The organism is Pseudomonas sp. H1_D04 (assembly GCF_054683855.1).
Genome location: NZ_CP162826.1, coordinates 5306840 through 5319732 on the forward strand (window position 1 = coordinate 5306840; position 12893 = coordinate 5319732).

General features: G+C 58.9%; 10 protein-coding genes and 1 pseudogene. 6 read left to right on the forward strand and 5 right to left on the reverse strand.

The annotated features are described in order from the left end of the window. The first annotated feature begins 17 nt into the window (after positions 1–17). The 4 genes from AB4N82_RS24435 (at position 18) to AB4N82_RS24450 (ending at position 5355) form a co-directional block, all read left to right on the forward strand. A complete protein-coding gene (locus AB4N82_RS24435) occupies positions 18–1796 on the forward strand; it encodes a GMC family oxidoreductase (protein WP_459759061.1) in 1779 nt (592 codons plus the stop codon). Then, the gene (locus tag AB4N82_RS24440; RefSeq protein WP_034105425.1) at positions 1793–3148 is read left to right on the forward strand and encodes a c-type cytochrome; all 1356 of its coding nucleotides are present in this window, start codon (positions 1793–1795) and stop codon (positions 3146–3148) included. Before AB4N82_RS24435 ends, AB4N82_RS24440 begins: the two co-directional genes overlap by 4 nt. Before the next feature lie 61 nt (positions 3149–3209). After that, the gene (locus tag AB4N82_RS24445) at positions 3210–4220 is read left to right on the forward strand and encodes a LacI family DNA-binding transcriptional regulator (protein ID WP_460103360.1); all 1011 of its coding nucleotides are present in this window, start codon (positions 3210–3212) and stop codon (positions 4218–4220) included. A 223-nt stretch (positions 4221–4443) separates the two neighbouring features. Further along, entirely contained in the window at positions 4444–5355 is a 912-nt protein-coding gene (locus AB4N82_RS24450; RefSeq protein WP_252994242.1) for an N-acyl homoserine lactonase family protein, read from the forward strand. Positions 5356–5413: 58 nt separating this feature from the next. Here AB4N82_RS24450 and AB4N82_RS24455 read toward each other — a convergent pair whose 3' ends face one another. The 5 genes and pseudogenes from AB4N82_RS24455 to AB4N82_RS24475 form a co-directional block, all read right to left on the reverse strand. After that, positions 5414–6256 carry a methyl-accepting chemotaxis protein gene (locus tag AB4N82_RS24455; RefSeq protein WP_422121191.1) on the reverse strand — a complete coding sequence of 281 codons (843 nt, stop codon included), beginning with the start codon at positions 6254–6256 and terminating at the stop codon, positions 5414–5416. A 15-nt stretch (positions 6257–6271) separates the two neighbouring features. Further along, positions 6272–7360: pseudogene (locus AB4N82_RS24460) on the reverse strand (cache domain-containing protein); the annotation flags it as partial. A gap of 187 nt (positions 7361–7547) precedes the next feature. Continuing rightward, positions 7548–8360: an N-acyl homoserine lactonase family protein gene (locus AB4N82_RS24465; protein ID WP_052211102.1), complete on the reverse strand. Its 813-nt coding sequence runs from the start codon at positions 8358–8360 to the stop codon at positions 7548–7550. Positions 8361–8437: 77 nt separating this feature from the next. Then, the gene (locus AB4N82_RS24470; protein ID WP_080758278.1) at positions 8438–9331 is read right to left on the reverse strand and encodes an NAD(P)-dependent oxidoreductase; all 894 of its coding nucleotides are present in this window, start codon (positions 9329–9331) and stop codon (positions 8438–8440) included. 114 nt (positions 9332–9445) lie between these two features. After that, positions 9446–10120 (reverse strand): GntR family transcriptional regulator, encoded by a 675-nt coding sequence (locus tag AB4N82_RS24475; protein WP_052211103.1) that lies wholly within the window; start codon positions 10118–10120, stop codon positions 9446–9448. Positions 10121–10312: 192 nt separating this feature from the next. On the opposite strand from AB4N82_RS24475, the gene AB4N82_RS24480 reads away from it, so the two are divergent. Both AB4N82_RS24480 and AB4N82_RS24485 read left to right on the forward strand, forming a co-directional pair. Continuing rightward, positions 10313–11440, forward strand: a complete 1128-nt coding sequence (locus AB4N82_RS24480) for a zinc-dependent alcohol dehydrogenase family protein (protein WP_459677139.1) — start codon at positions 10313–10315, stop codon at positions 11438–11440. Between the two features lie 14 nt (positions 11441–11454). Further along, the gene (locus tag AB4N82_RS24485; protein ID WP_459677142.1) at positions 11455–12888 is read left to right on the forward strand and encodes an aldehyde dehydrogenase family protein; all 1434 of its coding nucleotides are present in this window, start codon (positions 11455–11457) and stop codon (positions 12886–12888) included. Positions 12889–12893 lie beyond the last annotated feature (5 nt).

Sequence of the window (12893 nt, forward strand, 5' to 3'; positions counted from 1 at the left end):
CGAAGAGGAATTCCTGAATGTCCAATGTACGCCCCAAAGTCGACGCAGTGATTGTCGGCCTCGGCTGGTGCGGCTCGCTGATTGCCGAAGAACTGACCCGCGCCGGGCTGAATGTCATCGCGATCGAGCGTGGTCCGTGGTTTGAAACCGCCACTGATTTTCCGCCCTCGGTAGACACCGACGAGCTGCGCTGGGACACCCGCCGCAGCATGCTGCTACCGCCGGCCATCGAGACCACCACGTTCCGCAACAACCGTTCGCAAACTGCCCTGCCGACCCGCGACTGGAGCATGAACGAGTTGGGCTACAACGTCGGCGGCTCAGGTACGCACTGGGCCGGCATGGCGTGGCGCTTCCTGCCGTTCGACTTCGAGCCTTACAGCTTTACCCTTAAGCGCTACGGCAAGCAGCAGATTGAAAAGGGCCTGATCGTGCAGGACTGGGGCGTCACCTATGACGACCTGGAGCCCTTCTATGAGCGCTTCGAACGGATCGCCGGCGTATCGGGAAAGGCCGGTGTGTTGAAGGGCGAGAAGATCGACGGCGCGAATATCTTTGAAGGCAACCGCAAGAGTGAATTCCCGCTGCCGCCACTGGCGACCACTCGGCTGACCGACCTGTTCACTGACGGCACCAAAAAACTTGGCCTGCACCCGTTCATGGTACCCGCCGGCCAGGCGTCGCAGGCCTACACCAACCCGCTGGGAGTGCGCATGGGGCCTTGCACCTACTGCGGTTACTGCCTGTATTACGGCTGCGGCAACTTTTCCAAGTCCAGCCCCAATGCCTGCGTGATCCCAGCATTGATGCAACGCAGCAACTTTACCGTACTGACTGAGTCGGCCGTGCTGCGCGCCAACCTCGCCGCAGACGGAAAAACCGCCACCGGTGTGAGCTACCTGGACCGTAATAAGATGGAGTGGGAGCAACCGGCAGACATCGTCATTTTCTCTGCCTTCCAGATGCAAAACGTACGCTTGCTGTTGCTCTCGAAAATCGGCAAACCCTACAACCCCGAAACGCGCACCGGGGTCGTGGGCCGAGCCTACAGCTTCCAGACCGTGTCCGGTGCCAATCTGTTTTTCGAGGACGAACAACTCAATCAGTACATTGGCGCAGGCGCCCTCTCCGCCCAGGTCGACGACTATAACGGCGACAACTTCGACCACACCGGCAAGGACTTTATCGGCGGGGCCGGAATCCTCGTGGTCGCCCGTGGCGCACGCCCCATCGGTAACGCCGATGCCGTGCCGCCAGGCACGCCACGCTGGGGCAGCGAATGGAAAAAGGCCTATAACCATGCCTTCCAGAACGGCACATTCATCTTCAACCAGGGCACCAGTTTTTCCCACGACGAGTGCTATCTAGATCTGGATCCGGAGTACCACGACGCCCACGGTGACCCGTTGATTCGCGTGACCTTTGACTACAACGAAAACGATCGGCGCATGGCCCGTTTCACCGAAGAAAAAGCTGTAGAAATCGGCAAGGCCATGGGCGCGAAAATCGTTAACGGCTTTGATGCCGCCGCAGTCAACTACGGGCCGTACTTACCGTCCAGCGACCACACCATCGGTGGCGCGGTCATGGGCCTGGACCCGAAAACCAGCGTACTCAACCGCTATCAGCAGAGCTGGGATGTGCACAACGTATTCGTGCTGGGCGCCTCGTCGTTCCCCAACAACGCCGGCTATAACCCCACCTCGACCATCGGGGCCCTGAGCCTGTGGACCGCCAAGGCGATCATCGATCAATACCTGGCCAAACCCGGTCCACTGGTGGAGATGCCAGCATGAACCCGCGTCTTCGCATGGCCTTGACAGCCACCGCCGTATTGTCCCTGGGCTCGGCCATCGGCCTGTACGGTGCATTCAGCGTTGCCGATGCGGCGGACAGCATTGCACAGCCAGGGCAACAGGCCGACCACAGCGCCGGGATAAAGGCGCCCAGCACTCAGCCACAGGAAGACCCCGCCGTAACGCGCGGCCGTTACGTTGCCATAGCCGGTGACTGCGCGGCCTGCCATACCGACCCCCATCGTGGAAAACCCTTTGCCGGTGGCTATGCACTGGAAACGCCGTTCGGCAAGCTGCTCGCCAGCAACATCACCTCCGACAAAAACACCGGCATTGGTGCCTGGACTGAGCAGGAGTTCACCCGAGCGGTGCGTGAAGGCAAAGGCCGGCATGGCGAGAACCTTTACCCGGCGATGCCCTATAACGCCTACGTAAAAGTCAGCAACCAGGATATGCACGACCTCTGGGCGTACATGCAAACGGTTCCGGCGGTAAATAACGAAGTCGTGTCCAATCAACTGCCCTTCCCGTTCAACATCCGCCTGATGATGACGGGCTGGAACCTGCTGTTCTTTGATAACACGCCGTTCAAACCGGTGGCAGGTGCTACCGAACAGATCAACCGCGGCGCCTACCTGGTCGACGGCCTCGGGCACTGTGCGGCTTGCCATACGCCGAAGAATTTCCTCGGTGGTGACAAGAAGGGCGCGTACCTGCAAGGCGGCGAACTGGCGGGCTGGCATGCACCGGAAATTACCGCCAACCCCTACGTCGGTATCGGCGGCTGGAGCGATATGCAAGTGGTGCAATATCTCAAGACCGGCAGTAACCACGTGGCCGTAGCGTCCGGGCCGATGGCCGAAGCGGTCACAAACTCGACCCAGCATATGCGCGATGAAGACCTGTTCGCCATAGCGGCCTACCTCAAAACTCTGCCGGGCTCGGACGTTCGCAGCCCTCGCCCGCTCCACGCCAGCGACAAGACCATGCAACAAGGCGCCAACGTGTACTCGGCCAATTGCTCGGCGTGCCACAACAGTGATGGCAAGGGGATCAATCAACTGGCGTCGAGCCTGGCTGGCAACCCCGGAATCCAGGCTGAAAATGCGCAAAGCTTGATCACCACGGCGCTGGAAGGCGGGCGCGGCGCGGTGACCCTCGACAATCCCACCAGCGGCGCAATGCCCAGCTTTGCGTGGAAGCTATCGGACCAGCAGATTGCGGCAACACTCTCCTACATCCGCAACAGCTGGGGTAATGCCGCGCCGCAGGTGACCGCCCAACAGGTTGCAGAGGTACGCGAGGCACGCAAATTGCCAGCGCAATTGAGCGCGGACGGCACATCTCGCTGACACCATATCGGGCCTGCCGGTACACTCACAGGCCCACCCTCTCACAGGAAGCGTGCTTGGCATGAGCAGCACAGTCAAACGTCACGGTCTGTTGAAGGTCGCAGAATTGGCGGGGGTCAGCCTGAGCACCGTGGACCGTGTGCTCAATGACCGTGGCAAGGTGTCTGATGTTAAACGGCGCAAGGTGCTGACCGTGGCACGCGCCCTGGGCATCCGCCCGGGCCTGCCTGCGCCATTTACCGGCCCAATGATTGTCGATGTGTTGCTGAGCGACAGCGCCACCGACCACTTCAAGCGGCTGGTTGCAGCCTTCGAACGCCAAGCCCAACGCCTCAGCGCCCACCTTACGCTGCGCCATCAACGCTGGGCGGAGGGCGCACCGCAGCAACTGCTCGACGCCCTGCGCAAACCGCGCTCGCGTCGCCACGGCATGATTGTGGTCGCCCCCGATACGCCCACCGTGCAGCAGGCGTTGAACGCAATCGTGCAGGGCGGCACGCCCACCGTTTTACTCACCAGCAACCTCACCGATGTACAAGGTGCTGTGTATGTCGGCATCGACAACCACGCCGCGGGGCGCAGCGCCGGACGGTTGATGAGCCAGTGGGTCGGGCCGCAGCCGGGGCTGGTTCTGCTGGTGGTCAACTCACTGGCCTTTTTTGCTCACCAGGAGCGGGCCAAGGGCTTTATCGACGTGATGACGCAGCATGCCCCCGACACACGCGTTATCGGCCCGATCGAGTGCTTCGACGACGATGAACTCACCCGCGCAGTCGTCGCGCAATGCCTTGCAGATCAACCTTTGGCAGGGCTATACGACACCGGCAGCGGATCGCTGGGTATTCAAGCGGCCCTTGCCCAGGCAGATGCACACCCCGTGTGGATCGGTCACGAGGCCAGCGCATTGCATGCAAGCCTGCTACGCCAGGGCGTGATGTCGCTGGTACTGGACCAAGACCCGGAAGGCCAGGTGCAAGCCTGTATCGATTACCTGCTGCATCAGCAGGGAATAGTCGATGCGCCCCCCGTACTGTCGCTGGCGATGAAGATCGTTATCGACGAAAACCTCTGACCTCCCAAGACGCGTTCTGCCATTCAGTTTCGATCAATAAGTCACAGCATAACCAATCAATAATATTGACACATTGTAATACAATTAATTAGAGTGATTTTCGCACTCACTACCTACGCGCGTCGTTTGCTTTTACGAGTTGATTGACTCCATTCATCCACACAACGGCGACCCGCATTGCGATAAGTGCGAAATCATTCACCTTAAAAACAAGAAGACCATGATGAAAAATGAGCGCATTACAATCGGCAAAAAGGCACTTGGGTTGGGCTTGTGCATGGCGGCTGCGCTATGCGGCGCAGGGTGGGTCAACGCCCAAACACTTCCCTCTTCACCCACCCAGCATCGGCCTGCAATGGCCCCGCTGCCGATCGTTAAAACCTTGCGCGTCTACGTGCTCGATTGTGGACAGCTGATATACAACCACCCGGAGTCTTACAACCTGACGCGTGAGGAAGTGGTTGATACCAACATGCCGGTCACCTGCTATCTGGTCATGCACCCCAAAGGCGTTTTGTTGTTCGACACCGGACTGTCTGACCGTTTGATTGGTCGTCCGGTGTATGAAAATGCCATCGATGGGTACGGGCAAATCGTTACCAAGACACTGCTCAGCCAGTTGGCCGACATCGGAGTCGCACCCTCGGACATTAACTACCTCGCGCTTTCACATTCGCATTTCGATCACGTGGGTAACATCAGCGAATTCCCCGCCTCAACGTGGCTGACTTCCAAAGCCGAGCAGGACTTTATGTTCAGCGCACAGGCCACTCCGGAGAACGCGGCCTCTTTTGCCTCACTCAAACACAACCCACAGCAGTTGTTTAAGGGCGACCACGATGTTTTTGGCGATGGCTCAGTCATTTTGAAACAAACCCCTGGCCATACCCCCGGCCACCAATCGCTGTACGTGAAGCTCAAGCAATACGGCGGGGTCTTGATTTCCGGCGACCTTTACCACTATCCCGAAGAACGTACGAAGAACCGTATGCCTGACAAAGAAAAGCATGCCGGCACGCCAGAATCGCGACAGGCCATGGAAGATTTCCTCATGCAGACCCACTCGCAATTGTGGATCGGTCACAGCACTGAGTTCGTGCGTAACGCGCTGAAATCGCCTGCCTGGTACGACTAAGCATTAGCGCCACACAACGGGGGCCAATGTCGGAAGTGGCCCTCGTCCAGCGCGCTCGTCAGGTACGGAAACGCCGGACCAGACTGTCCAGCTCCGCAGATAACCCGGCCAAGCCTGATGACTTCAAACGCGCCGATTCAGCCAACTCTGCGACACGTTGCGCATCGCCATGGATCTGGCTGATATGCAGATTGATGCCTTCGGCGACCTGATGCTGCTCCTCTGCTGCCGTGGCGATTTGAGTGTTCATGTCTCGAATCACATCCACTGAATCGCGGATCAGGCCAAAGCTGGTGCGCGCCACGCCGATACGACTAACCGACTGTTGCGAGACATCCAGGCTGGCACGCATCTGGTGTGTAACAAGCCCCGTACGCTTGGCCAAGGTGCCCAGCAGGCCGTCGATCTCGGCGGTGGAGTCGGCCGTGCGTTTGGCCAACGCCCGAACCTCGTCTGCGACCACGGCAAACCCACGACCCTGTTCGCCAGCGCGTGCAGCTTCGATGGCGGCGTTCAGCGCGAGCAGGTTGGTTTGCTCGGCGATTGAACGAATGGTGCCAAGGATCGACTGGATATCGTTGCTGTCACGCTCCAGTTGTTGCATCGACTCGGCGGACTTCTCGATTTCATGACTCAACTGATCAACGCTGCTGACCGCCGCATCAATCTGCTGCTGACCCTCGCGCGCTTTGCTCCAGCCGCTGTCCGCTGACTCCGCAGCCTGACTGCAGGCACGCGCAATCTCGTTGGCGGTGGCCACCATTTCATGGAACGCAGTGGACACCATATCCACGGCCTCACGCTGGCGCCCTGCAACCTCAGCCATGTCGCTGGACACCTGCGTGGCGGCGTTGGATGTGGTCAGAATATTATGCGCTGCTTGGCCGATGCTGCTGATCATGCTGCGGATCGCGGTGAGGAATTGGTTGAACCAGCTGGCCAACTGCGCCGTTTCATCGTTACCGCGTATTTGAAGGCTTTGGGTCAGATCGCCGTCGCCTTCAGCAATGCCTTGCAGGCCGCTGGCGACGCTGCGGATCGGTCTTACGATCAAGCCTGCGAAGCTCGCCCCCACCAGCGCAAACACCAGCGCCAGCACGCCGGCAATGGTCGCAATCACCCACGCCAAGTGGGTCGCCGAGCTCATCACTTCCTGTTGTTTGATCAGGCCCACAAAACTCCAACCCAATTGGTCGGAAGGCCAGACATTGGCCATATACCGTTCACCGTTGAGCTCAACTTCAAACGCACCTTTGCCGGAGCTGGCCAACTGTTCATAGCCGCTGCCGATCTCTGAAAGCGTCTTGAAGTTATGCGCAGGTTGCTGAGGGTCAACCAACACCTTGCCGTCGCGTTCGACAAGCATCAGGTAGCCGCTCTCGCCGAGTTTGATGTGCTTGATGATTTCGGTGAGTTGTTGCAACGACACATCGATGCTGATCACGCCGCTGTTGCTGCCCAACTGGGTATCGATGCTGCGAACGACACTGACATACACCGCATCCTTAGGCGCGTAGTAGTAAGCGTCAGTGCGCAGGGTCTTGCCCGGGCTGCTCATCGCAGATTTATACCAAGGCCGCTCACGAGGGTCGTAATTGGCCCGGTTCGGATTATCAGGCCAGGACACAAAACCGCCCGCGCTGTTACCGAAGATGATGTTGGAATACGCCGAATGGCTATTGGCCAAGTGCGCATAAAACTCAAAGATCTGCTTATCCAAGGCGCCCTGCGCAATGCTGGGAGCATTGGCGCCGCTATAGTTTTTCAGGCTGCCGTCAACGTTGCGCAATAACGGCTGAGAGGCAAGGTAATCCACGTTCTGGCGAATACTTTCGAAGTACAACTGCATGGCCGTGTCGACCTGGCGTATTTCGCGGTTACTGCCCTCGATAAAATCATCGCGGGCGTCATTGCGCAAATCCATGACCACCAGTGTCGCAATCAGGCACACAGGCAAGCAGGCGATCACCACAAACGCCCAGGTCAATTTCTGTTTGACGTTCATCTGCACTCCGGAATGTTATCGAGTCATTTTTATAAGAGGGTTGCGTAGAACGAGGTGGCCCTGAGGTTGTGGCTTGGTTACGCGCGGAATGGACAGTAGCGGGCGGCCGCAAAAAATAAAAACAATAAGATTTAAGTTTTCATACAAATAATATTGATCAGTAACCAACAGTCGAGAGCGTCTGGAATCAACGGTATATCGGGGGCTCATGGAGCACGCAGATTGAGCCTTCCGACGCGCCAGGAAAGGGTGGATAGCGATTCATCACCAAGGGATCGTGCCCTGGGACAATGTGATGTTCGGAGTCGGCTAATGATCTGATTCGGGCCCAGCCACTGCGCATATCGTCCACATTGAAGACGATCGGGAATGGACGGTCCTCAATGAAGTTGCGGTAGTAGTGGCTGGCGTCTGAGGCCAGAACCATCCAGCCTCGGCGGGTAAAAATGCGCACGACTTGCAAGCCCATGGTGTGCCCGCCCACCAGGTGCACCGACACGCCGGGAGCCAATGTGGCGTCGCCTTCATGGAACTGCACACGCCCGCGGTAGACCTCGCGGACCATCCCGACTACATTTTCGACGTCATAGGCCTCGTGCGCGCATTTGTGAGCCATGTGCCGCCCAGTCGCAAACAGCATCTCGTTGTCTTGAAGGTGATAGGTAGCCGCAGGGAACAGATCGAAGTTGCCCACATGGTCGTAATGCAGGTGGGTAATGATCACGTTGTCGACGGCGGCCGCATCAATACCGAGCATCCGCAATGATTCAGCCGGGCAACGAATCAAGTCTCGCCCACGCTGGCGGGCCGTGGCCTGGTTGAAGCCGGTATCAATCACCCAGGTGCCGGTACTGTTGGTCGCGACCCAGATAAAGTAATCCATGGGCATTGGCCCATCGTGCGGGTCGCCGCCCAGGAAGTTCGAGGAGGCGGTGCGCCGATGCTCGGCATATTTCACCGCGAACACGTCAAAAGGCTCAATCGTGGGGGCGATGTTCATGGTTTTAATACCCAGGAGTTGGAAGAAGAGCCGGGGCGTAGCAATGACGCCCCGGACGGTAGCGCGCAGCTTGTCGACTAGCCGTGGCCGTCGATGATGCGGTACATCTCGGTGTGATCGGTCTGAGGCGTGGTGCTTTGCGCCGCCTCCTGCCAGACCGCCAGGCACTCATGGCCGAGCTTCATCTGCTGCCCCATCTGCTCCGCAAGGGTGACAGCGATTTTCAGGTCTTTGACCATCAGTTGCAACGCGAAGCCTGAGGCGTAAGTGCCGCTGAGCATGAACTGGTTGACCTTGTTGGCCGTGGTGAAGTTACCGCCGGAAGCATTATTGAGCACGCTGGTCATCACTGCCGGATCTACGCCGAATTTCTCACCCACATGCAGCGCCTCAACGGTGGCCAACAACCCGGTGGCAGACACAAAGTTGTTCAGCGCCTTGACCGCATGACCTGCGCCATTTGGGCCAACATGGGTTGAGTTACCCATGACGTCCAGCAGCTCGCGGTGTTGCTGGAGCACGTTGGCGTCGCCACCCACCATGATTTGCAGCGTCCCGGAAATAGCGCGTTTCACACCGCCTGAAACCGGGGCATCCAGAAAGCTCAGCGAGAACTCACTTAACTGTTCAGCCAACGCCTGGGTTTCGAGAGGCTCGGAGGAGCTCATGTCGATGATGCATGCCCCCGGCGCCAGTCGCTTGGCGACGCCGTAATCGCCCACCAGCACCTGATTCACGATGCGGGAGTTAGGCAACATGGTGATAACGATACGGACGTCGGCCAGTGACTGTGCGTTTTCCAGGCGATGGGCGCCCACTTCGGCACACAACTCGCCGACAGCCTGATCGTTGGTGTCGCTCACCAATAAGGGGTAACCGGCCTTGGCAATGAGACTTGCCATCGGGCGCCCCATCATCCCCAATCCGATGAACAGAACTGTAGGACGCATGCCTTGGTTGACGTCGTTCATAGTGTTTCTCGCTTGTAGAATTATTCTCTAGCCACTTTGCACACAAACTGTGGCCTGCTTTGTGAGAACACCCTAAGCATTGTAATACAATCTGTCAATATTACATCTAAGCCATTAATCGCTATCTTCCAGCATGCCTAGCGCAGCATTTTCGGCGTTCTTGATATGCAGTTGCGCAACCTCGCGAGCGCCTTCCGCATCGCGGGCCTTGATGCGAGCCACCATTTCGTCAATTTCCGCCAGACTCTCCGCCAAACGTTCAGGGCGGGAGAACGAGGTAGCGCGTAGCAGGTTGATACGCGACAGGAGGCCCTGGAGCACCTCGTTGATCAGGCGGTTACCGCTACCACCCAGCAGTACGTCGTAAATTTTTGTCTTGGCGACCAGCAGAGCTCGACGATTGGGAATCTTCGCCTGCGCGTGCAACTCCTTCACAGTTCGCTCCAGCGCTTTGATCTGCGCCGCATCCGCCAAGCGCGCAAATTCGTGCACCGCAAAGCCTTCAAGCAAGGCGCGCAATGCATAGAGTTCCTTGGCCTCGCGAATATCCAGGCTGGCGACCACGGGCCCTTTGTGCGGCACGATCACCAGTAGTTTTTCCGCTTCCAGTCGACGCAGTGCCTCACGCAACGGCGGCCGACTCACCTGCAACAACTCGCACAGTTCACGCTCGACAAGCCTTTCGCCTGGCGCGAAGCGGCCATTCATGATCGCCTCACGCAGAAAGGTCTCGACTTGGCCGCGCAAGGTTTCCGGCCGGCCCATCACCGGCATTTCTTCGTTTTCCATTCCCGTCTCCGTGGCCTTTGGTGACATTAGGCACACCTACGATCTGATTGATTGACCGGCTTATTGTATTGCAATTTTTTCCTATCCGCTGTGCAACAACCGTGTTGTTGATGCTGTAATATTGTAATACAGTGATACGAATCGAGTGATAACTTCACTACACAAAAACAATCGATTCAGAGGAGATCCCCTATGCAAATCAGAGCCGCCGTGCTGGACCAGATGGGTTTGCCGACTCCATTTGCCCAAAGCCGACCTTTGCGCATCGAGACGATTGAGCTACGAGACCCGGGACCCGGCGAGGTATTGATCAAGATCGCCGCAGCCGGCATCTGCCATTCCGATCTGTCCGTGATCGAAGGCGTGCGGCCACGTCCGCTGCCGATGGTAATCGGGCATGAAGCCGCGGGTGTGGTCATGGCGGTCGGTCCTTATGTCGACGACTTGGTTGTGGGTGATCATGTCGTGACTGTGTTCGTCGCCTCCTGTGGCCATTGTGTTGAATGTTCGGGCGGGCGCCCTGCTCTTTGCGGCCCCGGTGCGGTGGCGGGCGCGGCCGGCACGCTGCTGCGCGGTGATCGACGCCTGCAGCGCGGGGAACAAGTCCTCAATCATCACTCGGGCATCTCCGCATTCGCTGAATACGCCGTGGTTTCGACACGCTCTCTGGTGCGCGTGGCCCGAGATATTCCCTTGGAGCATGCGGCACTGTTCGGCTGCGCCGTCTTGACCGGCGTTGGCGCAGCGACCAATACCGCCAGTATCAAACTGGGCTCGACCGTCGCAATCGTCGGCATGGGTGGCGTAGGCCTGGCGGCGCAGCTAGGCGCGCTAGCGGCGGGCGCCAGCCAAGTGATCGCTATCGATACCAATGCGGAAAAACTGGCGATGGCCAAATCGTTGGGGGCGCAGCATGTGTTTAATGCGGCCGACCCGGACCTGGTCGAAGCCATCCGCGACCTGACCGGCGGCGGTGTGGATGTGGCACTGGAATTCGCGGGGGCATCCGCCGCGTTGCAAACGGCCTGGAAAGTCGGCAAGCGCGGCAGCGAGGTAGTCACCGCCGGCCTGGCTCGACCGGACGCGACATTCGAGGTGCCGATGGTCGGCCTGGTGGCTGACGAGCGCACCTTGCGCGGCAGCTACATGGGCAGCAGCGTGCCCAGCCGTGACATCCCACGCTACCTGGAATTATTCCGTCTCGGTCGCCTGCCAATCGAGAAGCTGGTGACGCACCGATTGACCCTGGATGAGATCAACGTCGGCATGGATCGGCTGCGTGACGGTGAAGCCGTTCGCCAGATCATCACGTTCGATTGAGCAGGAGTGTCGCCATGTACCCTACAGACAAGTTCTACATTGATGGGCAATGGGTCGAGCCGATGGGCAAGGCCACGTTTACCCTGATCAACCCGGCTGACGAGCAAGCCTACGGCGAACTGGCCATGGGCAACGCCGACGATGTGGAGCGCGCAGTACACGCTGCACGCCGCGCGTTCGCGGACTATTCACGCTGGACGCCTGGGCAGCGCCTCGATTTGCTTGAGAGGGTATTGAGCATCTATAAGCGCCGATACGAAGAGTTTGCCCAGGCGATGACCCTGGAAATGGGCGCGCCAATTGCATTTTCCCGGGCGGCCCAGGCGGCACGGGGCTCGCTGCATATCGAGGAAATCATTCGTGTTCTGCGCAACTTCGAGTTCGACGAGCAGCATGGCACGACCCGGATACGTCGCGAAGCGATCGGTGTATGTGGGTTGATCACTCCGTGGAATTGGCCGATCAACCAGATCGTGGTGAAGATCGCACCGGCGCTGGCGGCCGGCTGCACGATCGTCCTCAAGCCCAGCGAATTCTCTGCGCTCTCAGCCTTGCTGTTTGCCGAGGTGCTGGACGAAGCGGGCGTACCGCCAGGGGTCTTCAACCTGGTCAATGGCGACGGACCCAGCGTGGGCCACGCTATCAGTGCACACCCGGATATCGACATGGTGTCGTTCACCGGCTCTACCCAGGCCGGCGTCCGCGTGGCGAAAACCGCGGCCGACACGGTAAAACGCGTCGCTCAGGAGTTGGGGGGCAAGTCGGCCAATATTGTGCTGGGCGATGCTGATTTCAGCCAGGCAGTCGCCAAGGGTATCGCCGCGTGCTTTACCAATAGCGGGCAATCCTGCTCGATCCCGACCCGCATGCTGGTACCGGCAGAACGTATGGCCGACGTGGTGCGAATCGCTCGCGCGGAGGTCGCGAAGTACCGTGTCGGTGATCCACAGGATGAAACCACTCAGCTGGGGCCGTTGGTCAACAGGGCTCAGTTCGAGCGCGTACAAACCCTTGTGCAGCAAGGCATTGATGAAGGCGCCGAGTTGATCTGCGGTGGCGTCGGCCGTCCCGAGGGCCTGCAGCAAGGCTATTACGCCCAGCCCACGGTGTTCGCCAACGTAACCCCGCACATGACCATCGCCCAAGAAGAAATCTTCGGCCCCGTGCTGTCGATCATTGCCTATCACAGCGAAACAGAAGCGATTGAAATTGCGAACGGCACGCCCTACGGCTTGGCGGCCTACGTGCAATCCGCCGATTTGAACCACGCCCGCGACATAGCCGGTCGCCTGCGTGCTGGCCAAGTCCACCTGAACTATCCGCCGGCCGATATCGGCGCGCCATTCGGCGGCTTCAAACAGTCCGGCAATGGTCGAGAGTGGGGGGCACACGGGCTGATGGAATACCTGGAAACCAAGGCCATCGTGGGCTTTGCACCTGCAAACTGAACACG

Excerpts from the sequence above, each read along its gene's own strand:
- AB4N82_RS24435 (WP_459759061.1), top strand. The coding sequence starts at position 18 with ATGTCCAATGTACGCCCCAAAGTCGACGCAGTGATTGTCGGCCTCGGC.
- AB4N82_RS24440 (WP_034105425.1), top strand. The coding sequence starts at position 1,793 with ATGAACCCGCGTCTTCGCATGGCCTTGACAGCCACCGCCGTATTGTCC.
- AB4N82_RS24470 (WP_080758278.1), bottom strand. The coding sequence starts at position 9,331 with ATGAACGACGTCAACCAAGGCATGCGTCCTACAGTTCTGTTCATCGGA.
- AB4N82_RS24485 (WP_459677142.1), top strand. The coding sequence starts at position 11,455 with ATGTACCCTACAGACAAGTTCTACATTGATGGGCAATGGGTCGAGCCG.
- AB4N82_RS24455 (WP_422121191.1), bottom strand. The coding sequence starts at position 6,256 with ATGATCAGCAGCATCGGCCAAGCAGCGCATAATATTCTGACCACATCC.
- AB4N82_RS24445 (WP_460103360.1), top strand. The coding sequence starts at position 3,210 with ATGAGCAGCACAGTCAAACGTCACGGTCTGTTGAAGGTCGCAGAATTG.
- AB4N82_RS24480 (WP_459677139.1), top strand. The coding sequence starts at position 10,313 with ATGCAAATCAGAGCCGCCGTGCTGGACCAGATGGGTTTGCCGACTCCA.
- AB4N82_RS24475 (WP_052211103.1), bottom strand. The coding sequence starts at position 10,120 with ATGGAAAACGAAGAAATGCCGGTGATGGGCCGGCCGGAAACCTTGCGC.
- AB4N82_RS24465 (WP_052211102.1), bottom strand. The coding sequence starts at position 8,360 with ATGAACATCGCCCCCACGATTGAGCCTTTTGACGTGTTCGCGGTGAAA.
- AB4N82_RS24450 (WP_252994242.1), top strand. The coding sequence starts at position 4,444 with ATGAAAAATGAGCGCATTACAATCGGCAAAAAGGCACTTGGGTTGGGC.